Source organism: Rhizobium sp. BK275, assembly GCF_014193555.1.
Taxonomy (GTDB): Bacteria; Pseudomonadota; Alphaproteobacteria; order Rhizobiales; family Rhizobiaceae; genus Rhizobium.
In genome coordinates this window covers 526,629-552,020 of the sequence record NZ_JACHZL010000002.1, presented here as the reverse complement: position 1 = coordinate 552,020, position 25,392 = coordinate 526,629, and the positions used below count along the sequence as shown (strand labels likewise).

Sequence of the window (25,392 nt, the reverse complement as noted above, 5' to 3'; positions counted from 1 at the left end):
TCAAGCTTCCTTTAAGCGGGATCACCCTCGCCTTGCGATCATGATGCCGGCGAGAACGATCAAGCCGCCCAGGGCTTGCATTACCGTGATGTGCTCGTTGAGCAGAGCCCAGGCGAGAATGGCCGCCACGACCGGCTGGAGAAGCAATGTCAGCGAGGAGAAGGCCGCTGGCAGATAGGCAAGCGCATAGGTAATCGCCACTTGTCCGCCAGCATGGCTGACAAAAGCCAGGCCTGATACCACCGACCAGCCGTAAAGGCTTGCCGGCAGCATGTGGCCTTCGAAGAAGAAAGCGAGCGGGAAGACGCCGACTGCGGCAGAGGCGGTGCTCCACAGCATGATGCGGATCGTATCGAAACGGCTGCGCAGCGCGCCGATCGCCAGGATGTAGCAGGCGTAGAAGAAGGCGGCGATCATGGCGACACCATCGCCGCGCAGGTCGCCATTGCCGAATGCGGCAGGTCCGCCCTTCAGCACGACCACGCCGGCCAATGCCAAGATGAGGCCGAGCACGAAGACGCGGGTAACTTTGGCCCCGAAGAACAGAGAGCCGATGGCGGTGACGAAGACGGGCGCAAGGTTTGCGAGCAATGTCGCGTTAGCAACCGAGGTCATGGTGATCGACAGATGCCAGGCCGACAGATCGAGCGCCAGCACGGCGCCAGGCAGGATGAGCAGACCGTAATCGGCAAGGCTCTTGGGTTTAGGGCCGGTATCCTTGCGCAAAAGCGAAAAGATGAAGATCGGGATCAGCGCCAGCGCCACACGCCAGAAGGCCGTCGCCATCGGCCCGACTTCGGAAAGCCGCACGAAGATCGGCGATCCGCCGATCGCCGCGCCGCCGATAATGAGGGCGACAAGCGGGAGACGGCTGGAAGAGGGAGTTTCGGAAACGGCGGAAGCGGCCTGCGACATGATCTCGATGCTTTCTGCGCGACCTTTCGGTCAGGCCGCTACGCTGCGACTATCAGGAGTCGCGCGCCGATGACAGTCAGAGAACGACAGATCGATCAGAAATTGTTCGCGAATTATCCCGCGGATACGGCTTTCAGCTTCTCAGCGATCTCGCGTGCGACGAAGACTGTATGTTCCGTTATCTGCGGCAAGCCCATCAGTTCCCCGAACGTGCCGCGTGCAAGCGGCCCTGAAATGAGCAGCGACGAGATCACCGTGCCTTCCGGTCCCAGAGCCTCGGAGCGCTCGCTGCAAGCAAGCCCGAGGCCGGTCGGGTCGAGGGCGAGATAGCCCTCTCGCGCGAGTTCGCCGAGCCAGGGCTGCGTCTGCAAAATGCCGCCATGCGCCGGACCGGTCGTGACGAGGACGGCATCGAACGTCCTCTCCAATTTTTCACGTGCGTGGCGCGGCTGGAGCGTGATGTGGATCGCCTCACCCTCTGCCTTCGCATCGGCGACGGATGCCGCAAGGATTTCCAGCCTGCCGGCTTCGATTGCAGCATCGAGCACTTCCTCCACCTGCGGCGCGATGCGGAAGCGGTGAACATCCCAATAAGGCCGCAGATGCCGAACGATCCGCCGCCGCTCGACAACCGGCAAACTACGCCAGAGATCGTGGCCCTGGCCGCGCACCTGATCGATCACGGCATGCCAACTCTGGCCCTGTTCGGTCGCCTGGCGGATCGTCTGCCGGATAAGGCGCAACAGCGCAATGGCTGACAATGCCGGCTCGGAGATAAAATCACCGAACGCTTCCTGCGGGACGGCAGCATGGCCGCGCGAACGAAGGCCGCGGCGGGAAATTGCCGTAACCGGGCCTTCGTGGCCGTTTCGTGCAAGAGAGGCGATCACGTCTGCCGCCGTCAACCCGTTGCCGATGACGAGAACCCTGTCATGCGGCCGCACGACTTCGAGCGCACCAGATTTCGTGGTGTCGGCAATGAAGCGCGGGTGTTCTCCAAGAATGGCCGCCAGCCTGCCCGGCGCCACCGGCGGCGGATGGCTGGTGGCGATGGCGACGATATCGGCCTCCGTCAGCCCACCCTTGTCATCGAGGATCGCCCAGCCATTACCTCGGCGGTGGATGCCGGTCACGGTCGCCCGGCGATGGCCAATGGCACCCGACTTCAGGAAGGGCTGGAGAAGCGAGCCGACGTAATCGCCGAATACGCGTCGGCGCGGGAAGAGCTGGCCGTTCTCGCGTGCGGCTTCGGGATCGTCGCGCACGGCATTGTTCGCCTCGATCCAGCGCTGGAATTCTTCCACATCATCGGGCTGCAGACTCATCTTGGCGGCCGGCACATTGATGCGGTGCGCCGGATCGGCAGTGTCGTAGGCAAGGCCGCGGCCCAGCATGGGACGCGGCTCAAAGACCACGATATCGGGTGCATCCTCGCCAGCAAGCTTCAGCAGATGATAGGCGACACCCGCCCCGGAAACGCCGCCGCCGATGATGGCAACGAGCGGCCGCTGGGATTTCTGTTCGGTCGGAGTTTGTATCTGGGACTGCATCTCAGCCGGCGTTATTTCAATCGATGCCGGAGCATAGGTGGAGCATGAAGGCCATGCAATGCTCCGGCACAATAGTCTATAATTTTTATGCAGAAACCTACAGCGACCCGATCAACCGGAGATCGTGGTTGCGAATTCCGGCGTGCCTCTAATGGTGTTGCTGACCGTGCAGATCTCGTCTTCGGCCATATGCGCGATCTTGCGGCGCGTTTCCTCGTCGATATCGCCCTTGATGGAGAAAGCGATGTTGAATTTCGCGACACGCGACAGCCCTTCCGCCGCCTTCTCGCCAGTCACATCAGCGGTGATCTCGGTGATCTTGTCGAGAATGCCGAGTTGGCTTGCCGCCATGCGGGCGCTCAGCACGAGACAGGCCGAAAGCGAGGAATAGAGCAGATCGAGCGGGTTGAAGCCCGGCTGTGATGGGCTGGTGACGATATCGATCTCGCCGCCGGTGACCGAGGTGACGTGCGGGAAACCAGTGCGCCCGAGAACGGCATTTGCACCTGTGGGACGGGGACGAGCCTTGAGATCGGCCATTTTGAAATCCTCTATCGAATATAGCTTTCAGATAGTGTTTTCGGCTCAAAGCCGCAATGCGATGATTTGATTTTCGCCGAGCGCTGCCGAACGGAACCTTTCTACCCTTCAGCGGTTTTTTCGTGAGCAACCTCATGAAGAGGCACGTTTTTCCCATGCCCAATGTCCGCCACATCGACCGCAAGCACAAAAGTATGGATGCCCGCGACCGGCTGATCGTCGCGCTCTATGCGCAGCTCAAGGCCGAGCGGGAGACACGCGAGACGCTGGAATGGGCAATCCGCAACGGTGCGGTATCCAAGGACGTCCTCGAGGCGATCGTCGCCGACCCGGTTCCCGTCGTCACGAGCGAGGATATCGCATCGCTTGAAAAGATCATCGCGCGTGACGAGCATCGCAGCCGTTCGCCCCCGCAATGAATGACCAGAACGGCTGACAAGGAGGAAAGCACATGGCCGGCATCACCTATCAGATCGTCCGACATGACAATGGCTGGGCCTACAAGCTCGGCGATACATTGTCCGAACCCTACGCCACGGCAGAACAGGCAATGGATCGCGCAAGAAACGCAGCCGCGCGCCAGAAGATCGGCGGCGGCGATGCGCTGCTCGCCTATCCGGCGCCGGATGGAAGCGGCTGGAAATTCCAGCCGATCGAAACCGACAAAAGCAACAGCAGGCTCTGAACGGAGAAGACGATGGCAGCACGCGCGAGCTGGAAGGGCCATCTGAAGGTCGGCGACCTTGCTTGCGCCGTTGGCCTCTATACGGCCGTTTCCTCTTCCGACCGCGTCTCTTTCAACATCGTCAACCGCAGGACCGGCCATCGCGTCGAGCGGCAGTTCGTCGACAGCGAAACCGGCAAGCCGGTGGAACGCGACGACCAGGTTAAGGGCTACAGGATGGAAAGCGGCGACTACATCCTCATCGAAAGCGATGAGATTGCCGAGATCATGCCCGAAAGCGACAAGGTGCTGAATGTTCAAGGCTTCATTCCCTGCGATGGGATCGACAAGCTATATTTCGACCGTCCTTACTATCTGGCACCAGTCGACGAGCATGATGCGGAAGCCCTCGCGTTGATTGCCAGAGGCATGCTTGACGGCAAGGTGGCAGCCCTTGCCGAAGCCGTGCTCTTCCGCCGCAACCGCACGCTGCTCATCCGCGCGCATGACGACCACATCATCGCGACCATGCTGAACTTCGACTATGAGGTGCGCTCGGCAGATTCAGTCTTCAAGGACATTCCCGATATCAAGTTCGACAAGGAGATGCTGGATCTCGCCGGCCATATCATCGCGACCAAAGAGGGCCGTTTCGACCCAAGCGAATATCACGACCGCTACGAAGCCGCGCTCGTCGAACTGGTGAAAGCCAAGATCGAAGGTCGCGCACCGCCGAAACGCAAGCGCGAGCCCGAGCGCAAGGTGGTCGATCTCATGGAGGCGCTGCGCCAAAGTGCGAAAATAGGCGGCAAGGCACCCGCGAAAAAACCTGCCGCACGCAAGACCTCCGATAAAAACAGCAGGAAGGCGAGCTGATCATGGCGCTTGAGACCTATCAGACCAAACGCGATTTCAAGATCACGCCGGAGCCACGCGGAAAAAGGAGCCGCGCGAAGGGCAACAGCTTCGTGATCCAGAAGCACGACGCCACACGCCTGCATTATGACTTCCGCCTTGAGATGGACGGTGTGCTGAAGAGCTGGGCCGTGACGAAAGGTCCAAGCCTTAATCCGGAGGACAAGCGCCTTGCGGTTCATGTCGAGGATCATCCCCTCGCCTATGGCGATTTCGAGGGCATCATCCCAAAGGGCCAGTATGGCGGCGGTACGGTTATCGTCTGGGATCGCGGCACATGGACGCCGCTCGGCGATCCGCACAAGGCCTACCGCAAGGGGCATATGGAATTCGAGCTCGACGGCGAGAAGCTGAAGGGGCGCTGGCATCTGGTGCGCATGCATGGAAAGCCCGGCGAGAAGCGCGAGAACTGGTTGCTCATCAAGGGCGACGACGCAGAAGCCCGCCATGAGGGCGGTGCCGATATTCTCGAAGAGCGCTCCGAATCCGCCAAAACCGGTCGGCAAATCGAAGAAGTGGCGGAGAATCCCGACGCTACCTGGCACTCCAGACCGGAAGGCGGCAAGGCTATCGCCACAAAGGCCAAGGCGCAGCCCAGAAGAGCAAAGTCTTCAGCCCCGCAAGAGCAGGATTGGCCTGACGGCGCGAAAAAAACTGATATGCCCGACTTCATCGAGCTGGCGCTCGCCAAGCTGAAGCCTAAGCCACCGGCCGGCGAGCGCTGGATCCACGAGATCAAGTTCGACGGTTATCGGCTGCAGGTGAAGATCAAGGACGGGCGGGTGACGATGTACACACGCGGCGGCCTCGACTGGACGGAAAAATTCGGCCGGAACATTGTCGATGCCTTCGCATCCTTGCCGACCGAGACGGCCATCATCGATGGTGAGCTCGTGGTGGAGCGCGATACCGGCGCATCAGATTTCTCCGCCCTGCAGCACGATCTCAGCCAAGGCCGCTACGACCGCTTTGTCTTCTATGCTTTCGACCTGCTCTATCTCGATGGATACAGTCTGCTCAATGTAAGCCTTGTCGAACGCAAACACCTGCTGGAGAAGCTGCTTCCCAAAGATAGCGCCAAGCTGCGCTACAGCGCGCATTTCAATGAAAATGGCGGCCTCGTGCTGAACCATGCCTGCAGGCTCAGTCTCGAAGGCGTCGTCTCCAAGCAGCGTGACAGCAAATATGTCTCCGGCCGTAAGGGTGAATGGATCAAATCCAAATGTTCGCAGCGGCAGGAATTCGTCATCGGCGGCTACGTGCCCTCGACCGCCATGAAGAATGCCGTCGGCTCGCTCGCCATGGGCTACTACGAGGATGGCGCGCTGAAGCATGTCGGCCGTGTCGGCACCGGCTATACGGTGGCGACCGCGCAGATGCTTTACGAGCGGCTGTCGGCGATGGAGATGAAGCAGAATTCCTTCGACGACAAGCTGACCGCCGAGGAGCGGCGCGGCCTGCATTACGTCAAGCCGCAACTCGTTGCCGAAGTGGAGTTCCGCGCATGGTCTGCCGATGGTAATCTGCGCCATGCGGCCTTCCGCGGATTGCGGGAGGACAAGCCGGCAAGGGAGGTTGTGCGCGAGATGGAAAAGACGACCGCGAAAAACCTGCCGAAATCGGCTGTGACGCTGACGCATCCCGACCGCATCTATTGGCCGGACGAAGGCGTCACCAAGGAAGGCCTCGCCAATTATTATGCGCAGGTCTGGCGCTTCATGGCCCCCTATGTGGTCAACCGGCCGCTTGCCCTGCTGCGCCTGCCCGACGGTATTTCCGGCCATCAGCGCTTTTTCCAGAAACACGCCTGGAAAGGCATGAACGACCATATCGAGGAAATCACCGACCCCAAGGACAAGGGCGGCGAGAAACTGCTGCGTGTTACCGATTTCGACGGTGTCGTTGCGCTGGTGCAATCCGCCGTACTGGAGATCCATCCCTGGGGCACAACGACGGACAATTGGGAAAAGCCCGACATGATCACCATGGACCTCGACCCCGGCGAGGATGTGCCATGGGAGAATGTGATAGCCGCGGCTTACGAGCTGAAGGAGCGCATAGAAGGCGAAGGCCTTGCGGCTTTCGTCAAGACCTCAGGCGGCAAGGGCCTGCATGTGGTGACGCCGCTGGAGCCGAAAGCCGGCTGGGACGACGTGAAAGCCTTCTCAAAATGGCTTGCAGACAGCATGTCGAAGGATGATCCCGACCGCTACCTCGCGACCGCGACCAAGGCGAAGCGGGAGGGCAAGATTTTCATCGATTACCTCCGGAACGGCCGCGGCAATACCGCTGTCGCTGCCTATTCCACGCGCGCTCGTCCGGGTGCGGCCGTCTCCATGCCGCTGGAATGGAATGAGCTGACGACCGAGATCGGCCCCGCCTATTTTACCGTCGATAACACGCCGGCGCGGCTCGACGCGCTTAACAAGGATCCGTGGGATGGGTTCTTCGCAGCGGCCAAGCCGTTGCAGAAGCGCAAGTCGAAGTCGTGATGATTGGTGCGCTGCTTGCCGGAGATCAACGCGGCTTGCCGCGCCCGCTTTCCGCCGCCAGGCTCTTCTTCAGCGCATCCATGATGTTTATGACATTACCTGTTGATCTGACCGACTCGGGTTTACGGGCGGGGGCGGCCTTCTTGAGGCTCTTCTCCTTGCCGCGGATCAGCGCTTTCAACCGTTTCTGAACCGGATCCTGCACCATCGAAGGGCTCCACTCCTTCGTCTCTTCCTTGACCAGCTTCTTCATCAAGGCCAGCAACTCGCTATCGACCTTTGCCTTCATGTCGAGTTCGGCTGCCGGGTCGCGCACCTCGTCACCATAGCGCAGCGTCCACAGAATGATGCCCTTGCCCTGCGGCTCCAGGAGTACGGCGCGCTCGCGCCGGTAGAGCACCAACCGGGCGATGCCGACGACATTGTTGGCCCTCATGGCCTCGCGGATCACGCAGAAAGCTTCCATTCCAACCTTGTCTTCCGGCGCCAGAAAATGCGGCTTGTCATACCAGATCCAATCGATCGATCCGCTTGGCACGAAACTGTCGATATCGATCGTGCGGGTGCTCTCCAATCCCACCTCCTCGATCTCCTCATCCTCGAGCAGAACATAGTCATCTTCGCCACGCGGATAACCCTTCACCTGATCCCTCTCGGAAACCGGTTTATGCGTGACGCTATCGACATACCGGCTTTCGACACGGTTTTTCGTTGCGCGGTTCAGCACATGAAACCGCACCTTGCTCGACTCCGTCGTCGCCGGCGTCAGTGAAACGGACGCAGTGACAAGCGAGAGCTTCAGGTAACCTTTCCAGAACGCTTGTCGGGCCATGCGCCATAAACGGCGATTGAGGCGGGAGGTTCCGCTCGGTGACGCTCGCCTGAGCGGAATCCAAGCCCGACACGCAGATTTTCAACGGGATGTGATGGCTAGACGCCACCGAAGGCAAGCGGATATCCGTTTCGACAACTTACTGACATGATTTCGTACCAACTGGTTCGATGTCGCAGTTATCAGGCAATCAGATGCTAAAAGAAGATGTATCGCGCGCGAAAAAACTCGCTCTTATCATCACGCTGTTCTTTGGCGTGATCATATCCTACGCAAAGTTCACCGGACTATTTCCGCCACCGGATCTGCACGAGGAGAGCAAATACGGACCACCAGGCTGGTTCTCAAGCTTCGACCTCGGACCTCCGCCATTCCCTCACCCACCGGAATTTCCGCCAGTTGACAGACCGCACGACATTCCCGTCTGAATGATGCAGACCGGAAAAGCGGAACACGGTCACCAGACAGGCGAAGACGTCAGCGCGGTGAGGAAACAAAATGTTCTGATATGGCTATATTAGGAATGGTGCCCAGGACCGGAATCGAACCAGTGACACGCGGATTTTCAATCCGCTGCTCTACCAACTGAGCTACCTGGGCTAGCCATGCTTCGTGGAAAACATTCCGATTGGAATGTCAGGGCCTTGGTTCGCCCCGGAAGCGAGCGGGGTTATAGCATCTTGTTCGCCCATGGCAAGCATCAAATGATAGTTTTTTGACGGTCTTGCTGACTTTGGCGATTTGCGAGGAAAAATAAGGGCTTCGCGGTGGAAAACCTAGTTTTCCTCGTCAGGGTAATCTGCCTTCGTCTCATCGTCGGCGACAGGAATGGCGTAGGAGCCCGTCAGCCAGCGCGACAGGTCCACTTCGCGGCAGCGGTTGGAGCAGAAGGGATAGTGCTCGCGGTTCGACGGTTTGCCGCATTCCGGGCAAGGGCGCGTCTTGCGCAACGGCGCGACCTTGCCGCCGGTCTTCATTTCATCAGACATGGTTTCCTCCTACCGCATCGGCCCGAAAATCCTTCCGATTTTCGGAAAGCCTGATGCGTAGATTCAACAAGGTAGAGCGTCCTTTGTGCGTCCGAATGGACGCACGGCGCTCTAGCAGGAGATCAGCCCTCGGGCCAACGGCTGTGGACGTCGAAGCCCTCGCCGGTCAGAAGCAGGATGGTTTCATAAAGCGGCAGCCCTACGACATTGGTGTAGGAACCCACCATTTTCTGCACGAAGGTGCCTGCCAGGCCCTGGACGCCGTAAGCGCCGGCCTTGCCGCGCCATTGGCCCGAGGCAATGTAGTTTTCAATCTCGAAACTCGACAGGCGCTTGAAGCGCACCTTCGTCTCGACGATTTTCTGGCGCACCTTGCGATCAGGCGTGATCAGGCAGATGCCCGTATAGACCACGTGGTTGCGGCCGGAGAGCAAATGCAGGGAATTCGATGCCTCATCGGCGAATTCCGCCTTGCCGAGAATGCGGCGGCCAACGGCGACAACCGTATCGGCGGACAGGATATAGCTGCCCTTCCAGGTGATGTCGCCCTTGATGGCGGCCAGTGCGGCTTCCGCCTTTTCGCCCGAGAGACGGCGGGCGAGCGAGCGCGGGTGCTCCGACTTCTTCGGCGCCTCGTCGATATCCATCGGCATCAGGCGCGAAGGCTCGATGCCGGCCTGATTGAGCAGATCGACGCGGCGGGGCGAGCCCGAGGCCAGAATGAGCTTGTATTTCAGCGCCATGGAACCTCGACCATCGGCAGGCGGGAGCGGAAGCTCGTGGGAGTTTCGCAGACCAAGCTTACTTGAAGCGGTAGGTGATGCGGCCCTTCGTCAGGTCGTAGGGCGTCATTTCAACCAGAACCTTGTCGCCGGCGAGAACGCGGATGCGGTTCTTGCGCATGCGGCCGGCGGTGTGAGCGATGATCTCATGCTCGTTTTCGAGCTTCACGCGGAACGTCGCATTCGGCAGAAGTTCGGTCACGATACCCGGGAATTCGAGGACTTCTTCTTTCGGCATATAAGGGTTTTCTTCCTGTGTGTTGGATAAAGCGGCGCAAGGCGCCCAAAAATTTGCGCGGAAACTACACAATCAACGGGGATTTGTGAACCTCGTAGATCGGGCTTTCTGACTTTTGTTTCACGCCGATTGCGCGGCAATGCCATTTCTCTTGAGCAGCCGGCTTTCGATGAGGCCGGCTAGGTGATCGCGAACCTCGCGATAACTGTCCAATATCTGCTCGCGCGTTCCGGTTGCGACCGTGGGATCCATGGTCGGCCAGTAGACGACATCGACGGCGTTGGAGCGTGTCAACTCGAGCGCTGCGTGATGGGCCGGCGGTGAGAGCGTGATGATGAGGTCGAAATAGTCGTCCTCAAGTTCCTCCAGCGTCTGTGGCAGGCGGCGGCCAAGCGACAGGCCTATTTCTTCCAGTACGACATCGACGAAAGGATCGCGTTCGCCGGCGCGAACGCCAGCAGACCGTATATAGGTATTGGCAGGCAGAATGCTACGGGCGATCACTTCCGCCATGGGCGAGCGGATGACGTTCAGCCCGCACATGAAGAGGATGGCGCCCGGCCGCTTTCCATCCTCTGTTTTGACGCCCGGCTCCATCGCGGTCATCCGCGCCAGTAGAGCACGCAGACCAGCGTGAAGAGGCGCCGCGCCGTATCGAAATCGACGTCGATCTTGCCGGAAAGCCGGTCCTTGAGGGTCTGCGACCCCTCGTTATGAATACCGCGCCGCCCCATGTCGATCGCCTCGATGCGGCTTGGCGAGGCAGAGCGGATCGCCTCATAGTAGCTCTCACAGATCATGAAATAATCCTTCACGATCCGCCGGAAGGGCGTCAGCGAGAGAATGTGGGTTGCGACATCCTCGCCCTTTTCCGTGGTGATGGAAAAGACGAGCTTGGAATCGACCAGTGAGATATTCAGCCGATAGGGACCGCCGGCATGGCCTGACGGCTTAAAGGAATTCTCCTCGATCAGATCGAAGATCGCCACCGCCCGCTCGTGTTCGACGTCAGGTGTCGAACGGCCGATCGTATCGTCAAGGACAACGTCGCAGAGCCGGAAGTCGCCCTTCGCCATTCCCTCACCTTTCGAGGTTCAGGCGGATCGCGACCGATCGCGCATGGGCGTCGAGGCCTTCGGAAACGGCAAGCGCAATCGCCGCCGGGCCGAGATCGCGAAGCTGCTGGGGGCCAAGCCGCAGGATCGAGGTGCGCTTGACGAAATCGAGAACCGAAAGACCGGAGGAAAAGCGCGCCGAACGCGCCGTCGGCAGCACGTGGTTGGAGCCACCGACATAATCGCCGATCACTTCGGGCGTATGCGCGCCGATGAAGATCGCGCCGGCGTTGCGGATCTTGTCCACGAAGGCATCGGGATCGGCAACGGCGAGTTCCAGATGTTCGGCGGCGATGCGGTTTGCGAGCGGAATGGCATCCTTGAGATCGGAGACAAGGATGATTGCACCAAAATCGCGCCAGCTGGCCGCAGCAGTCTCTGCACGGTTCAGCGTCTTCAGCTGCCGTTCGACGGCCGCTTCGACCGCCTTGCCGAATTCCTCGTCGTCGGTGATCAGGATGGCCTGGGAGCTCTCGTCATGCTCGGCCTGCGCCAGCAGATCAGCGGCAACCCAATCGGGATTGTTGTCCTTGTCAGCAATGACGAGCACTTCTGACGGGCCGGCGATCATGTCGATACCCACAGTGCCGAAGACCTGGCGCTTGGCGGCGGCGACATAGGCATTGCCTGGGCCAGTAATCTTGGCAACCGGAGCGATCGTCTCCGTGCCATAGGCCAGAGCGGCAATCGCCTGCGCGCCGCCGACGCGGTAGATTTCACTCACGCCGGCGAGTTTGGCGGCGGCCAGCACCGCCGGATTGACCGAACCGCCCGTCGCCGGCACGGCGATGACGATGCGGTCGACGCCTGCGACCTTTGCCGGCACGGCATTCATCAATACCGAGCTCGGATAGCTCGCCGTGCCGCCCGGTACGTAGAGACCAACAGCTTCGATCGCGGTCCAGCGTGAACCGAGACCGACGCCCATGTCGTCCTCGTAGATATCGTCCTTCGGAAGCTGGCGGCGATGATGGGATTCGATGCGGAGTGCGGCGACCTTCAGGGCGCCGAGCACTTCCGAGGGAACGACCTCGACGGCGTTTTCGATTTCTGCCTCGGTGACACGCATCGGTACGGTGGCGTAGTCGATGCTGTCGAACTTCTTTGAATATTCGGCAAGCGCCACATCGCCGCGGACGCGCACGTCATCGATGATGGCGCGCACGACGGCGTTGACGTCTTCGGAGACCTCACGCTTGGTGGTCAGAAAGGCCGCAAAACGCTGCTCGAAACCGTCGGATGCCTGATTGAGCCAGATTGCCAAGGGATGTTCCTTCTCTACTCGAAACTGTTGCGCTCAGGTGCCGGGATGACGCGGCTTGGAGCCCGCCTCCCAGGCGCCGCCGATATCGGCAAGCTGCACCTCGATGCATTCGACATCGAGGACGATCGAGGCCGTGCCTGAGAGCGAGAGCTCGAGCGCGCCTTCCGGCCCTTCGCCCTTCTGCTCGAAACGCAAAGCGAGCAGCGACAACACATCGTCGCGCCGCGAACGATCGATGCCAATCGAGCGGACGGAAAGCACGCGCTTAAAAACGAGGACCGCGCGGCGGCGTTCGAAACCCTTGCGCTTGCGGGCTGCCTCTTCCCAGACGAAACGGTTGGCGGCAATCGCGAACTGTTTGTCGCGCGACGACCAGTCGATATCGGCGACCTTGAAGACGCTGTCCTGCATATGCGCGGAAATGACCGCAAGGTCTTCACTATCGAGCGCAACGAGCTTCAGGTCGGTCATCCAGCCTCTATCCCATGTCTTTCGGCCGCAGCTGCGGCGATCTGTCAGACAACGGAAATAAGGCGCGGCGGCCAAATACGCAACCGGGATAAAGGGCGCATAAGCGCCCTTTTCTTACTCGCTGACGCGTTCGACGATGGCGCCGCAGCGTGTCAGCTTCTCTTCCAGCCGCTCGAAGCCGCGATCGAGGTGATACACGCGGGAAACCGTGGTTTCGCCTTCGGCGGCAAGGCCGGCAATGACGAGGGAAACGGAAGCGCGAAGATCGGTCGCCATGACAGGGGCACCCTTCAGCCGCTGTACACCCTCGATCTTTGCCGTCTGGCCCGACAGCGAGATCTTCGCGCCGAGGCGGGCGAGCTCCTGCACATGCATGAAGCGGTTTTCGAAGATGGTTTCCGTGACATGCGAAATACCGGACGAGCGGGTCATCAGCGCCATGAACTGCGCCTGCAGGTCGGTCGGGAAACCCGGGAAAGGATCGGTGACGATATCCACCGGCTGGATGCCGGCGCCATTGCGCTTGATGCGCATGCCATTGTTGGTCGACGAGATCTCCGCGCCGGCGCGGCGCAATGTTTCCAGCGCCGTTTCCAAGAGGGCAATATCGGTGTTTTCGAGCACGACGTCGCCGCCGGCCATGGCAACGGCCATGGCATAGGTGCCGGTCTCGATACGGTCAGGCAGGACGCGATGGCGCGCGCCGGACAGCGAGGTGACGCCCTCGATGGTGATGGTCGAGGTGCCGGCGCCGGAAACCTTGGCGCCCATGGCGTTCAGGCAGTTGGCGAGGTCGACGACCTCGGGTTCGCGTGCGGCATTGCCGATCACGGTCGTGCCGCGGGCAAGTGTTGCCGCCATCATCAGCACATGCGTTGCGCCGACGGACACTTTCGGGAAAGTATAGCGCGTGCCGATCAGGCCGCCCTGCGGCGCGCGAGCATTGATGTAACCACCGTCGATTTCCATCGTTGCGCCGAGTGCGGTCAGGCCCTCGATGAAGAGATCGACCGGACGCGTGCCGATGGCGCAGCCGCCCGGCAGCGAAACACGGCAATGGCCTTCGCGGGCCAGAAGCGGTCCGATGACCCAGAAGGAGGCGCGCATCTTCGAGACCAACTCGTAGGGCGCGGTCGTATCGACGATGGTGCGGCAGGTGAAATGGATCGTGCGGGCGTAAGAATCTTCCTGGCGCTCGCGGCGGCCGTTGACCGCAACGTCGACGCCGTGATTGCCGAGGATGCGCATTAGCAATTCGACATCGGCGAGGTGGGGCACGTTTTCCAGCGTCAGCGTATCGCTCGTCAAAAGCGAGGCGATCATCAGCGGCAGCGCGGCATTCTTGGCGCCGGAAATCGGAATGATGCCATTGAGCTCATTACCGCCGACAATTCTGATACGATCCATGTGCACTTACGGGCGAGGCCCGCCTTTCCTGAAAAAGTTTTGCCTGTGGGGGCAAGGCAAGAAGTGGGGGTGTTTAGAGCAAATCCCCCGACGCTTCAATTCGTCGCGGACCGAACATTACGATTCGTCCATTTTTGCGGCGGCTGGTTTTGCGGCGGGCAGGCCATCCGTCTCGTCCGCCTGGCCGGACCGGCGGGCGCGCACCTGCTGTTTGCGTTTCGAAAGATTTTCTCTCAGCTTTTCGGCCGCCCGTTCGCGGCGCAATGCCGCCTGGGCCTCTATGGCCTCTTTCCGGCTCTGCCGGCCCTTTTCAGTCTCTTCGTTCATGCACCAGAATTAACCGAATTCGCGCCGTTCCAAAAGTGGGCCAGCCGTTATTCCCAGAGAAGTTGGAATTTGCTGCTTGCGCTCCTGCCGAAGCTGTGGCAATAGGCGCCCCGTTCACGCGAATTGAGCGTTTCCGCTTCACGCGTCTGGTCCTGCTGCCGTAGCTCAGTGGTAGAGCACACCCTTGGTAAGGGTGAGGTCGGTGGTTCAATCCCACTCGGCAGCACCAGTTTTCTCCCTTAGCATTATCCACTGCACCAATCGGCGCCATTGCTGCCGGCAAAAATCTCGCTAGAATATTAGCATTCTGAAGCCTTCGCGGAGGGAACTCCGAGGCTTCGTCAATGTTTCTATCGAGACATGCTGGAGGAGCATCGATGGCGACTGAACGATGGAATGGTCCGATCAAGGTCGGTTTCGAAGAGGCGGGAGCGCGCACGGTTAACGGACCGTTCGATGCCTTGGCATGCCTTGCCGATCACTGGCCTGCTGTGCGCGGACTGAAATATCTGAAGGCACGCAGCGCCTGCCGCGCCGCACTCGATGGCCGAAAGAGTGTCGAAGAGGCCCGCGCGGAGTTCATGGCGGCGGCCGAAGAAGCGAAACTTAAAGTGCATTGAGCTTTCGGCGGCGATATCGGACAATAAAAGTCCGATCCGTTCCGAAACGGAGCAATACTTAATTTTCACTTAACCCTGCGCAGAGCTCACGCAGGGCTTTGTCTCGAAAGAGATTGCGCCGCTCATCTGTTCATCCATAGAACGACGCCAGCCATCATGATGATGGTTAGAGGCTCGTCACCCTCTATGGGAGACTGCAGACGAGCCTCGTCCGAAAGAAACTTCGAATATTCCATCAGCAATTCGAAGTATTCCCATCCTTCATCTGAATATATCCTACACCGATGATTGTGCCATCCGCGGCGCGGATGAAGGACGGCAGGAAATGCGGTTCGGCGGTTTTGCAGACGGCGGCGCTGATATATTCGTTCAACGCGATCTCGTCCTTCGGCAGAGCCGAATAATTCATATCGGTTTCGAGTGAGGCATAGGCGGAGCCGGCAAAGGCGCCGCACCCCAGAAGAAGGGCCGCAGCCCACGGGCGCATAAGCGTTTGCATTATTGTCTCCAGCATTGAAATCAGCTTTTCAACACGCGAGACGGGAGTTGGTTCCTCGGAAACTCCTGAAGGGAACCAGGATTTATCTCACCAGCAAGCGGCAATGCACATAACCGCTTCCGACGATCTCCTCGGCAATTGCCAGCGCTCGCACGCTATCGCCCCATTGCCGAACGAAACCTTCGAGAATAACGCTGGAACCAACGCTGATGACGATGATGTCAGTCGCGTCGAGATCGGCTGCGGCATGCAGGGCGCTTTCCACGGACGCGCGTAAGGCGACCGCGTTGTGGTCCTTCATCCAGGCCTCCTCGTGGGGTGGCGAGTTGTGAAACGGCAGCACCATGACCGTTCCTGACGTTGGCTAATAGGGATTTAACGCATGAACACGACGTTTTGTTGCCACGTGCTGCCGGCTGGAGGCATAGTCGCCGTGGTGGTGCTCCGATACGCCTGCCCTTGCCAGGAGGCGTCAGGAGCCGCCGCAAGCAATTGCAGCCGAAGGAAACGATGATGAACGCGCTGGTGCCTGCCCTTCTTGCCACGACCCTTCTGGCCGCACCTTTGCTGGCCGGCTGCTCGGCCGCGGACACACCTGCGCTGGAGCCTATTCCCGGCAGCATCACCTATGGCGGGCAACCGCGCACGAAGCTGACGAAGTCGCCGATCGGCAGCGCGGTCTATAACGACTTTTACAACCAGCATGGCGAGCACGTCTACGAAACCTATATTCTCCAGCCCGACCGCAGCCTGAAGTTGACGCGGCGCCAGATCGTGCCGGACTTTCCGTAGTAGAAGCTATGAGCTGGCGCATCAGGCTTTCCGAAAATCGGTCGATTTGCGCGCCGATGCTGCAGTGCATGGCAGTCCGCACCTGCTTGACAGCGACGCCAATCGAGAACATCCAAGGAACATCTGATTTTATTCGCAGGCGCTGATTCTCCCGCGAAGCCCAACCGGACGGCTGGATGTATCTCGAAAGACTCAATCCCCAGCAGCGCATGGCCGTGGAGCACGGCACACTCACAGACGGCAGCCATGTGGCCGGGCCGATGCTGATCATTGCTGGTGCCGGTTCCGGCAAGACGAATACGCTTGCCCATCGCGTTGCCCATCTCATCCTCAAGGGTGCCGATCCGCGCCGTATCCTGCTGATGACCTTTTCGCGCCGGGCAGCTGCCGAAATGGGCCGGCGCGTCGAACGCATCTGCGGCGAGGTTCTCGGCAAGAATTCCGGCATCATGGCGGATGCGCTTGCCTGGAGCGGCACGTTTCATGGTATCGGCGCGCGACTGCTGCGTGATTATGCCGAACAGATCGGCATCGACCCGGCCTTCTCCATCCATGACCGGGAAGACAGCGCCGACCTGATGAACCTCGTGCGCCACGATCTCGGCTTCTCCAAGACCGAAAGCCGGTTTCCGACGAAGGGTACCTGTCTGGCGATCTATTCGCGTGCGGTGAATTCCGAAACGGAACTGCCGCTGGTGCTGCGCGACGCCTTTCCCTGGTGCACCACCTGGGAAAAGCAGCTTCGCGAGCTTTTTGCCTGTTATGTCGAGTCGAAACAGAGCCAGAATGTGCTCGATTACGACGACCTGCTGCTCTACTGGGCGCAGATGGTGGCCGAGCCGATGATCGCCGAGGATATCGGCAGCCGCTTCGATCATGTGCTCGTCGACGAATATCAGGACACCAACAGGCTTCAATCTTCGATCCTGCTTGCCCTCAAGCCCACCGGGCACGGATTGACCGTCGTTGGCGACGATGCACAGTCGATCTATTCCTTCCGAGCCGCGACGGTGCGCAACATTCTCGATTTTCCGGCCTCCTTCAGCCCGGCCGCCAACATCGTCACGCTCGACCGCAACTATCGCTCGACGCAGCCGATCCTTGCCGCCGCCAATGCGGTGATCGACCTTGCTTCGGAGCGTTTTACCAAAAACCTCTGGACGGAGCGGGAGTCGCCGGAGCGGCCGAGGTTGGTCACGGTGCGCGACGAGAATGATCAAGCCCGCTATGTGGCCGATAAGGTTCTCGACAATCGCGAAGAGGGCGTGAAGCTGAAAAGCCAGGCCGTGCTCTTCCGCGCCTCGCATCACAGCGGCCCGCTGGAAGTGGAGCTAACCCGCCGCAACATTCCCTTCGTGAAATTCGGCGGACTGAAGTTTCTCGACAGTGCGCATGTGAAAGACATGCTGGCGGCATTGCGCTTTGCCCAGAATCCGCGCGACCGGGTGGCAGGTTTCCGGCTGATGCAGATCTTGCCGGGTATTGGCCCTTCCACGGCACAAAAGGTGCTGGACCATATGGCCGAAGACGCGAGCCCGGTGACGGCGCTTGCCGCCATGCCTGCGCCGCCACGCTCGGGCGATGACTGGACTTCGTTCGTTTCCACCATGCAGGAACTGAAAACCGGCAAGGCCGGCTGGCCTGCCGAGATCGAACTGGTGCGGAAATGGTATGAGCCGCATCTGGAAAGGCTGCATGAGGATGCAAGCGCCCGGCTTGCCGATCTCATACAGCTCGAGCAGATCGCCGGCGGCTACGCCTCCCGCGAACGCTTCCTGACGGAACTGACGCTCGATCCGCCCGACGCCACCTCGGATCAGGCGGGTGTGCCGCTGCTCGATGAAGATTATCTCATCCTTTCGACCATCCATTCGGCCAAGGGACAGGAATGGACCAAGGTCTTCATGCTGAACGTCATCGACGGCTGTATTCCCTCCGATCTTGCGGTCGGCACGACGGCCGAAATAGAGGAGGAGCGACGGCTGCTCTATGTGGCGATGACACGCGCCAAGGATAGCCTCGATCTCGTGGTGCCGCAGCGTTTCTTCACCTATGGGCAGAATTCGCAGGGCGACCGGCATGTCTATGCGTCGCGCAGCCGCTTCATTCCCGCCACGCTGCTGCAATTCTTCGAGGTCTGCGGCTGGCCGCAGGTGAAGGCCGATACGGCAGCAGCCCAGCAAGCGCGGCAGGTGCGCATCGATGTCGGCGCGCGCATGCGCGGCATGTGGCGTTAGAGCAATTCCAGCAAAAGTGCGCAGCGGTTTTGCGTCCGGAATTGCGTAAAAACAAAGAGATAGGGCCTCTCCTGACCAGATGGCGCTAAAGCGCGAGCGGCGGCTTGGGTGGTTCGAAAAACCGGGCGATCATCTCGTCGTTGACCAAGGCGATCGTCGGCGGTGACCATTTCGGGTTGCGGTCCTTGTCGACCACGGCCGCGCGTACGCCCTCGTAGAAATCGTGGCCATGCAGGATTTGCATGCAGGCGCCAAGCTCACGGGCGAGGCATTCGGCAAGTGTACGGCTCTGGCGTCCGGCACGCAGCAAACGGAGCGCAAGCTTCAGGCTTGTCGGTGAGCGGTTGAGAATGACGCGGCGGGTTTCGGCGGCAAATTCACCTTCTTCCCTCGCGAGCGCCGCAACGATCGCCTCAACGCTGTTGAAGTGGAAGGCGCGGTCGATCATCGCCGCATTGGCCTGCAGTCTGCCTTCGCCCGGTTGATCCGACAGATTGCGCAGCGCCGCGTCGACATCGTCTGACGAGCTTCCCACAGGCAGATCCGAGAGACGCTGGACTGCCTCTTCGAGACGCGAGAAGGGCATATAGAAATCGGCAAGTCCGGCATGGATCGCATCGGCGGCATTGATATCCAGCCCCGTCAGAGCCATCCATGTGCCGCTTTCGCCTGGCATGTGCGGCAGCAGCCACGTGGCGCCGACATCAGGGAAATAACCGATGCCGGTTTCCGGCATGGCAAGGCGGGTGCGTTCGGTGACGATACGGTGGCGACCGTGGCTGGAAAGCCCGACACCGCCGCCCATGGTGATGCCGTCCATCAACGCCACATAGGGCTTCGGATAATTGGCGATACGGTGATTGAGGCGAAATTCCTCGCGCCAGAAGGTTTCAGCCAAGCCGTCGCCGGCACGCCCGCTCAGGTGAATGGCACGGATATCGCCGCCGGCGCAGAAGCCGCGCTCGCCCTCGCCCATCACGACGACGCTCGCCACAGATTGGTCGCCGGCGAAATCGTCAAGTGCAGCGGCAATTGCGCGCACCATCGGGATGGTCAGGCTGTTCAGCGCCTTTGGGCGATTCAGCCGGACAAGACCCGCCGTACCACGTCGTTCAACTATGACTTCGCTCTGATTGCTGTTGTCCATGGTCCACCTCACTCCTGCCCTAGGAATAAACGGGGTTGGGCCGAGGTTCCAGTGGCTGGCTGATCAATCAGGCCGAGAGAGACTGCGAAACGCTGACATCGCGCCTGACCGCGTAGTCGATTGCCAACTCCAGCGGCAACGGCCGAGAGAAATAATAGCCTTGCGCCAGGCGCACGCCGATGCCTTTCAGCGACTCTGCCACGTCCTCACTTTCGACCCCTTCGGCCACCGAGGCAATGCCAAGGTTCTGGCAGAGATTGGCGACGGAGCGGGTGATGTTCATGCAGCGCGCATCGCGATCGAAATTCATCACGAAGGCCTTGTCGATCTTCAGTTTGTCGAAGGCCAGGCGGTGGATGTGGCTCAAGCTGGAGTAACCCGTACCGAAATCGTCAAGCGCAATCGAGATGCCGGCAGCGCGCAACACGCCGATCACCTGATCGGCGGTGTCGAAGTCCGACAGCAGCGCCGTCTCTGTGATCTCGAATTCGATGCGTTTGGGATCGACGCCGGAGCGCGTGATCATGGCGAGCAGGGCCATCGATGTTTCGTGGTCGCAGATATCGCGGGCCGAGAGGTTGAAGGAAACGCGCAGATGCGACGGCATGATCTTCAGGGCGTCGAGCGCCTGGCCGAAGAGAATACGCGTCACGCGGCCGATCACGGCGGTGCGCTCGGCAGCCGGGATGAAGGCATCCGGGCTGATACGGCCGAAGCGCGCGCTGTCCCAACGCGCAAGCGCCTCAAAACCCACGACACGTCCGTCGCGCAGTTCGACGATCGGCTGATATTCGAGCTTCAACTCCTTGGCAAAATTCTCCGCCTGCAACTCCAGCTCGATCAGATAGCGCTGCGTCAGGATTTTTTCGTGCTCCGGCGAGAAGAGTTCGACACCACCAGTGCGCTTGCTCTTGACCTGATAGAGCGCGAAGTCCGCCTTTTCGTAGAGATCTTCGGCGCTGTATTCGCCCGCATCAGGATAAACGATGCCGCAGGAGCCGGAGACGCGCACTGAACCGTCAGGAATTTCATAGGGATCACGCACGGCGGCACATAGCGCCAGACCGAGGTCGGAGACGCCCCTCAACGTCATATCCGACGGGAAAATGATGCCGAATTCATCGCCGCCGAGGCGTGAGACGATACCCTGATCGCCGACCAGCGAGACGAAGCGGTGCGCCGTCTCCTTCAACACGAGGTCGCCGGCCGCGTGGCCGAAGACATCGTTGACCGGCTTGAAGCCGTCGAGATCGAGGATGCCGATGACGGGCGGCGAGGCCGGATTCTTCTGTAGCATCTTTTCAAGCGAGAGGAAGAAGCTGCGGCGGTTGGCAAGACCGGTCAGTTGGTCCTGCATGGCATTGCGGCTATTGACGAGGTTCAGCTCCTCGGCTTCCGCCTGCTTCTGCTTGAGTTCCTCGGCAAGCCAGACCAGATGGGCGAAATTCTGGAAATAGCTGTTGATGACGCGCAGGAAGGGCAGAACGAGGAAAAGGCCGCTGACTGCCGTTGCGACGAAAACCGGGTTGCCGGAAAAAAGGAAGGTCACGATCATCGCTGTGAACGTGATGACCGTGGTGATTGCCGCTGCGAGCGGCAGGTGCATCAGGCAGAAGACGCAGGAAATGCCGGTTACGACGAGGAAATAAGCGATCTGGCCCTGCTGCGAGGCGTCGCCATATTGATAGAGCGCAACAGCCCAGCCGCCGAAGCCGATCGTGAGGATAACGGCGCCGACCAGCGTCACCTTCATCAGCCGCAGCGCACGCTCCGGCGTGACATTTTCCTTGCCTGTTATCTCCCACCAGCAGAGGCGGAAGACGCAGACGATGCTGAGACCGACGGGAATGTAGAGCGAAAGCCAAAGAGGCGCCGACTTGATGTGCGTAATGGCCACGGCCAGGGCATTGATGACAAGAAGAACGTACAAAATCGGAATCTGTGATGACAAAGCTTTGAACTGCGCCACCAGAAACTTCGGATTATCTTTTTGCAGCCGCAATGATGCTATGAAGTTCTTCATGATCCCTTTTCCCTTGGCTGAAGCGAGCCAGAGAAAGCTTGATTATTCCTTATTCACGTAACGTCAGGCCCTCGCATCTGCGCGAGGATGGTAAATGCTCGGTTGCAAGTTCAGAAGGAGGCCGCAGCCAGCGCACGATGAATGCTGTGCAGATCGTCGACGCTCTTGTTCATCAGGAAGAGTTCCCAATCGAGCGAGCTGCGGACGATGGTTTCCAGCGAGTCGTGTTTCGGCGTCCAGTCCAGCACGCGGCGGGCAAGCGTCGCATCGGCGACGACGCTTGCCGCGTCGCCCGGCCGACGCGGTGCCATATTGATCTTGAAGGAGTGGCCGTTCAGGCGGGTGACCATGTTCAAGACATCGAGCACGGAATAGCCGCTGCCATAACCGCAATTGGCGACCAGTGGCCCCCTACCCTGGCGCAGATGCTGGAGCGCTTTCAAATGCGCCGCCGTCAAATCGCTGACATGGATGTAGTCGCGCACACCGGTGCCGTCATGGGTCGGGTAATCGAAGCCGTAGACGGCGATGCTGTCGCGCTTTCCGAGGGCGGCCTCGCAGGCGACCTTGATGAGATGGGTTGCGCCGGAGGTCGACTGGCCGGTGCGCAGATGCGGATCGGCGCCGGCAACGTTGAAATAGCGCAGCGCCACATAATCGAAATCGTAGGCGGCGGCGGCATCGCGCAGCATCATTTCGGTCATCAGCTTGGACTGACCGTAAGGATTTTCCGGGTTGAGCGGCGCCGTTTCCTTCACCGGAGCGGAGCTCTTCTGCTGGCCGTAGACGGCAGCGGTCGAGGAGAAGACGAAGTTGCGGATGCCGGCCTTGATGGCGGCGCTCAGCAGCACGCGTGTTTTGCCCGAGTTATTGTCGTAATAGGAGAGCGGATCGGTAACCGACACAGGAACGACGGCGGAGCCGGCGAAATGGATGATCGCCTCGATATCGTTCTCGATGAAGATCTTCTTCAGAACGTCCGGGTCGGCGACATCGCCGAGATAGAAGCGCGCCGCCGGCGCCACGGCCCAGCGAAAGCCGGTGGAGAGCCGGTCGAGTACGACCACATCTTCCCCGGCATCTAGCAGCGTCCAAACCATGTGGCTGCCGATATACCCAGCCCCACCCGTCACCAGAACCGCCATGTCTGCATTCCCTGTTTTATGTTTTTTCGGGAGCATCAGAACGGCTTTTTCCTTTCCGATTTTGTTATCAAACGGCCTCGGAAAGCCTTTGCGGCCGGTATGTTTGGAGATGTGGTTAGAGGCGGATTTCAGGTATTTCTACAATTTTATCGAACAGCCGGTTTCGGGACAAAAACGTCTTTTGCCACCCCTTTCCGAGCGCGTTGACAAGGCGTCCACGGCAAGTCAAGGTAGGTGTATGAACAACTACGCGTTTCAGGCTATGACGATGGGCATGACGACCACCCTTTGCGGTGGGGGCGTCGGCTTGTGACCTGAAACTGTTCACTTCACCCGATCCAACCCCGCCGGACACGCGCGGGGTTTTTATTTCTGCCCCGATGTCCGCCCCATACAAAGGACTTCTCGTGGCACAAGATCTTCTCTCAATGCCGGTTCGTGACCTGCCCCTTCAAAACCGGGAGCAGCAACAATGAGGCTCTATCTGTCATCCTACCGGCTCGGTGCCAGCGCTTTCCGGCTCAAGAAACTTCTCAACGGCGGGCGACGCGCCGCCGTCATCCAGAATGCGCTGGACTTCATTCCGGCCGAGGCGCGTCGCGCCTATGAGACCAATATCTACGACCCCAAAGAAGAACTTGCCGATTGGGGGATCGGGGCGGAAGAGCTGGATCTGCGAGACTATTTCGGACAACCGCACGCGCTGAAAGAAGCACTCGCCGGCATCGACTTCGTCTGGGCCGTCGGCGGCAATGCATTTCTTCTGCGGCGAGCCATGCGCCAGAGCGGCTTTGATCGCATCATCGGGGAATTGCTGCGCAAGGATGCGCTCGTCTATGGCGGCTTCAGCGCCGGGGCGGTCGTGGCGACGCCCTCACTTGACGGCATCGACATCATGGATGACCCACGCCAACTCGTGCCGGGCTATGACGAGGGCATTCTTTGGGATGGGCTTGGCCTTGTCGATTTCTCCATCGTTCCGCATTATCGCTCTGACCATGATGAGGCCGAAGCAGCCGAAAAGACCGTCGGCTTCCTTGAGGAAGCGAGTATGCCCTTCCAGCCGCTTCGAGACGGCGAAGTCATCATTGTCGAGGGGCGGAATGTGACGCTGCTTCCGGTGCTGCCGGAAGCGATGCGCCGCTCCGCCTAAAGCTTCAGGATGTAATCGCAGAGCCGCTCGGCCGCGACTGTCACTTGCGCTGGATCGCGCAGGAAGCAGGCGCGCAGGAAAAGCTCGCCGCCGGGTCCGAAGGCCGTGCCGGGAGCAAGGCCGACACCGGTCTTGTCGACGATGTCGATCGCGGCCTTGCGGCTGTCGGTGACGCCGTCGATCTTCAGGAAGGCGTATAGCGCACCGTCCGGCTTCAGCGTCTGGACGCGGTTGGTGGCAATCAGCGCATCGCAGAGGATATCGCGGGAGCGCGTTGCCTTATCGATGTTCGACTGCACGAAGGCATCACCTTCGTTGAGCGCTGCGACAGCGCCCTTCTGCATGAATTGAGCAACGCCCGAAGTGGAATATTGGATCAGGTTTTCCAGCACCTGCCCGGTTTCCGGCGGAGCAACGATCCAGCCGACGCGCCAGCCGGTCATCGACCAGTTCTTGGAGAAGGAGTTGACGAACATCACCTTGTCGCCCGGTTCCATCACATCGAGGAAAGAGGGCGCCCGGCCACCAGCGTAGAAATAACGGGCATAGATCTCATCGGCCATGATCCAGAGATCATGCTTGCGGGCCAGTGCCAGGATGTCGGCCAGATCCTTCTTCGTCGCGGTCCAGCCGGTCGGGTTCGACGGCGTGTTGATGAAGAGACCGCGGGTCTTCGGCGTGATCGCCGCTTCGATGCGGTTGAGGTCGACAGTCCAAGTACCGCCTTCGAACTGCAGTTCGACGCCAACCGAGCGGGCGCCGGCGATTTCGAGTGCAGCGGCAATGTTCGGCCAAGCCGGGGTGAGATAGACAAATTCATCGCCGGGCGAGGTGATTGCCTGAACGGCAATCTGGATCGCCTGCATGCCCGAACCGGTCACATAAAAATGCTCGACCGGAAGGCGGATGCCAAAATGCCTGAAATAATAATCCGACAGCGCCTGGCGCAACTCGGGGGTGCCGCGCTGCCAAGTGTAGAAGGTCTCGCCGGCGGCGAGCGCCTGCATGGCGGCCTGATTGATGAAATCGGGGGTAGGAAGATCACCCTCGCCGACCCAGAGCGGCAGAAGGCCTTCACGGCCGCGGGCATAGTTGACGACTTCTACGATCCCGCTTTCTGGCGCTGCGATGGCGCGCGGGCTGAGGCTGCTTACAATCGACATGCATATCTCCAGTTCACGCCTTCATAGCGGATTTGCAGGCGCAAATCCCATGACAATGCGTGATGACATATCGATTTTCGTGATGATTGAGCCCGGCCCGGGGGACGGGCTC

The 25,392-nt window shown here is 60.1% G+C and carries 27 protein-coding genes and 2 tRNA genes; 9 read left to right on the top strand and 20 right to left on the bottom strand.

The features are described 5' to 3' along the window. Window positions 1-21: 21 nt before the first annotated feature. The 3 genes from FHT82_RS08625 to FHT82_RS08615 all read right to left on the bottom strand — a co-directional run bounded on the left by FHT82_RS08625 (window position 22) and on the right by FHT82_RS08615 (window position 3,005). Entirely contained in the window at window positions 22-915 is an 894-nt protein-coding gene (locus FHT82_RS08625; RefSeq protein ID WP_183728468.1) for a DMT family transporter, read from the bottom strand. 113 nt (window positions 916-1,028) lie between these two features. Further along, window positions 1,029-2,465, bottom strand: coding sequence for an FAD/NAD(P)-binding protein (locus FHT82_RS08620; RefSeq protein WP_183728465.1), 1,437 nt, complete (start codon window positions 2,463-2,465; stop codon window positions 1,029-1,031). A 111-nt stretch (window positions 2,466-2,576) separates the two neighbouring features. Further along, on the bottom strand, window positions 2,577-3,005 hold the full coding sequence (locus tag FHT82_RS08615; protein ID WP_183728463.1) for an OsmC family protein: 429 nt from the start codon (window positions 3,003-3,005) through the stop codon (window positions 2,577-2,579). A gap of 155 nt (window positions 3,006-3,160) precedes the next feature. Here FHT82_RS08615 and FHT82_RS08610 point away from each other — a divergent pair, with 155 nt between their 5' ends. Genes FHT82_RS08610 through ligD form a run of 4 tightly spaced genes read left to right on the top strand, consistent with a single transcriptional unit; the run spans window position 3,161 to window position 7,076 of the window. Continuing rightward, the gene (locus FHT82_RS08610; protein ID WP_183729212.1) at window positions 3,161-3,424 is read left to right on the top strand and encodes a hypothetical protein; all 264 of its coding nucleotides are present in this window, start codon (window positions 3,161-3,163) and stop codon (window positions 3,422-3,424) included. Between the two features lie 32 nt (window positions 3,425-3,456). Beyond that, a complete protein-coding gene (locus tag FHT82_RS08605; RefSeq protein ID WP_183728460.1) occupies window positions 3,457-3,690 on the top strand; it encodes a DUF2188 domain-containing protein in 234 nt (77 codons plus the stop codon). A gap of 12 nt (window positions 3,691-3,702) precedes the next feature. Further along, complete coding sequence (locus FHT82_RS08600) at window positions 3,703-4,545, top strand: Ku protein (protein ID WP_183728457.1); 843 nt, start codon at window positions 3,703-3,705, stop codon at window positions 4,543-4,545. Between the two features lie 2 nt (window positions 4,546-4,547). Beyond that, window positions 4,548-7,076, top strand: a complete 2,529-nt coding sequence (ligD, locus tag FHT82_RS08595; protein ID WP_183728454.1) for a DNA ligase D — start codon at window positions 4,548-4,550, stop codon at window positions 7,074-7,076. Window positions 7,077-7,101: 25 nt separating this feature from the next. On the opposite strand, the gene FHT82_RS08590 is transcribed toward ligD, so the two are convergent. The 11 genes from FHT82_RS08590 to FHT82_RS08540 all read right to left on the bottom strand — a co-directional run bounded on the left by FHT82_RS08590 (window position 7,102) and on the right by FHT82_RS08540 (window position 14,501). After that, window positions 7,102-7,908: a Ku protein gene (locus FHT82_RS08590; RefSeq protein ID WP_183728449.1), complete on the bottom strand. Its 807-nt coding sequence runs from the start codon at window positions 7,906-7,908 to the stop codon at window positions 7,102-7,104. A gap of 524 nt (window positions 7,909-8,432) precedes the next feature. Further along, window positions 8,433-8,508, bottom strand: a tRNA-Phe gene (locus FHT82_RS08585). Between the two features lie 176 nt (window positions 8,509-8,684). Continuing rightward, on the bottom strand, window positions 8,685-8,897 hold the full coding sequence (gene yacG / locus FHT82_RS08580) for a DNA gyrase inhibitor YacG (RefSeq protein ID WP_183728446.1): 213 nt from the start codon (window positions 8,895-8,897) through the stop codon (window positions 8,685-8,687). A 122-nt stretch (window positions 8,898-9,019) separates the two neighbouring features. Next, window positions 9,020-9,640: a Maf-like protein gene (locus FHT82_RS08575; RefSeq protein ID WP_183728443.1), complete on the bottom strand. Its 621-nt coding sequence runs from the start codon at window positions 9,638-9,640 to the stop codon at window positions 9,020-9,022. A 58-nt stretch (window positions 9,641-9,698) separates the two neighbouring features. Further along, complete coding sequence (gene infA, locus FHT82_RS08570) at window positions 9,699-9,917, bottom strand: translation initiation factor IF-1 (RefSeq protein ID WP_003545338.1); 219 nt, start codon at window positions 9,915-9,917, stop codon at window positions 9,699-9,701. Window positions 9,918-10,037: 120 nt separating this feature from the next. Further along, a complete protein-coding gene (locus FHT82_RS08565) occupies window positions 10,038-10,523 on the bottom strand; it encodes a low molecular weight phosphatase family protein (RefSeq protein ID WP_183728440.1) in 486 nt (161 codons plus the stop codon). Further along, window positions 10,520-10,993 carry a UPF0262 family protein gene (locus FHT82_RS08560; RefSeq protein ID WP_183728437.1) on the bottom strand — a complete coding sequence of 158 codons (474 nt, stop codon included), beginning with the start codon at window positions 10,991-10,993 and terminating at the stop codon, window positions 10,520-10,522. The genes FHT82_RS08565 and FHT82_RS08560 overlap by 4 nt, the downstream gene beginning before the upstream one ends. Window positions 10,994-10,997: 4 nt before the next feature. Beyond that, the gene (gene hisD, locus FHT82_RS08555) at window positions 10,998-12,296 is read right to left on the bottom strand and encodes a histidinol dehydrogenase (RefSeq protein ID WP_183728434.1); all 1,299 of its coding nucleotides are present in this window, start codon (window positions 12,294-12,296) and stop codon (window positions 10,998-11,000) included. A 33-nt stretch (window positions 12,297-12,329) separates the two neighbouring features. Further along, on the bottom strand, window positions 12,330-12,767 hold the full coding sequence (locus tag FHT82_RS08550) for a DUF2948 family protein (RefSeq protein ID WP_183728431.1): 438 nt from the start codon (window positions 12,765-12,767) through the stop codon (window positions 12,330-12,332). A 114-nt stretch (window positions 12,768-12,881) separates the two neighbouring features. Beyond that, window positions 12,882-14,174 carry a UDP-N-acetylglucosamine 1-carboxyvinyltransferase gene (murA, locus tag FHT82_RS08545; RefSeq protein ID WP_183728428.1) on the bottom strand — a complete coding sequence of 431 codons (1,293 nt, stop codon included), beginning with the start codon at window positions 14,172-14,174 and terminating at the stop codon, window positions 12,882-12,884. A 117-nt stretch (window positions 14,175-14,291) separates the two neighbouring features. Then, a complete protein-coding gene (locus FHT82_RS08540; protein ID WP_183728411.1) occupies window positions 14,292-14,501 on the bottom strand; it encodes a hypothetical protein in 210 nt (69 codons plus the stop codon). Window positions 14,502-14,655: 154 nt separating this feature from the next. Here FHT82_RS08540 and FHT82_RS08535 point away from each other — a divergent pair. Beyond that, a tRNA-Thr gene (locus FHT82_RS08535) sits at window positions 14,656-14,730 on the top strand. Between the two features lie 148 nt (window positions 14,731-14,878). Further along, a complete protein-coding gene (locus FHT82_RS08530) occupies window positions 14,879-15,121 on the top strand; it encodes a DUF982 domain-containing protein (RefSeq protein ID WP_183728408.1) in 243 nt (80 codons plus the stop codon). 235 nt (window positions 15,122-15,356) lie between these two features. On the opposite strand, the gene FHT82_RS08525 is transcribed toward FHT82_RS08530, so the two are convergent. Further along, the gene (locus tag FHT82_RS08525) at window positions 15,357-15,620 is read right to left on the bottom strand and encodes a hypothetical protein (protein WP_183728405.1); all 264 of its coding nucleotides are present in this window, start codon (window positions 15,618-15,620) and stop codon (window positions 15,357-15,359) included. 82 nt (window positions 15,621-15,702) lie between these two features. Continuing rightward, a complete protein-coding gene (locus FHT82_RS08520) occupies window positions 15,703-15,921 on the bottom strand; it encodes a BON domain-containing protein (RefSeq protein ID WP_246698102.1) in 219 nt (72 codons plus the stop codon). Window positions 15,922-16,133: 212 nt separating this feature from the next. Here FHT82_RS08520 and FHT82_RS08515 point away from each other — a divergent pair, with 212 nt between their 5' ends. Continuing rightward, entirely contained in the window at window positions 16,134-16,412 is a 279-nt protein-coding gene (locus FHT82_RS08515; protein ID WP_183729209.1) for a hypothetical protein, read from the top strand. A gap of 176 nt (window positions 16,413-16,588) precedes the next feature. Continuing rightward, window positions 16,589-18,649 (top strand): ATP-dependent helicase, encoded by a 2,061-nt coding sequence (locus FHT82_RS08510; protein ID WP_183728400.1) that lies wholly within the window; start codon window positions 16,589-16,591, stop codon window positions 18,647-18,649. Window positions 18,650-18,734: 85 nt separating this feature from the next. Here FHT82_RS08510 and FHT82_RS08505 read toward each other — a convergent pair whose 3' ends face one another. From FHT82_RS08505 to galE, 3 genes are all read right to left on the bottom strand, one after another. Further along, complete coding sequence (locus FHT82_RS08505) at window positions 18,735-19,796, bottom strand: enoyl-CoA hydratase/isomerase family protein (RefSeq protein WP_183728397.1); 1,062 nt, start codon at window positions 19,794-19,796, stop codon at window positions 18,735-18,737. A gap of 67 nt (window positions 19,797-19,863) precedes the next feature. Next, window positions 19,864-21,819 (bottom strand): EAL domain-containing protein, encoded by a 1,956-nt coding sequence (locus FHT82_RS08500; protein WP_183728394.1) that lies wholly within the window; start codon window positions 21,817-21,819, stop codon window positions 19,864-19,866. Window positions 21,820-21,929: 110 nt separating this feature from the next. Further along, the gene (galE, locus tag FHT82_RS08495) at window positions 21,930-22,964 is read right to left on the bottom strand and encodes a UDP-glucose 4-epimerase GalE (RefSeq protein WP_183728391.1); all 1,035 of its coding nucleotides are present in this window, start codon (window positions 22,962-22,964) and stop codon (window positions 21,930-21,932) included. Between the two features lie 472 nt (window positions 22,965-23,436). Between galE and FHT82_RS08490 the strand changes: the two genes are divergently transcribed. After that, entirely contained in the window at window positions 23,437-24,117 is a 681-nt protein-coding gene (locus tag FHT82_RS08490) for a Type 1 glutamine amidotransferase-like domain-containing protein (RefSeq protein WP_183728388.1), read from the top strand. Here FHT82_RS08490 and FHT82_RS08485 read toward each other — a convergent pair. Beyond that, window positions 24,114-25,280 carry a pyridoxal phosphate-dependent aminotransferase gene (locus tag FHT82_RS08485; RefSeq protein ID WP_183728385.1) on the bottom strand — a complete coding sequence of 389 codons (1,167 nt, stop codon included), beginning with the start codon at window positions 25,278-25,280 and terminating at the stop codon, window positions 24,114-24,116. The genes FHT82_RS08490 and FHT82_RS08485 overlap by 4 nt on opposite strands. Window positions 25,281-25,392 lie beyond the last annotated feature (112 nt).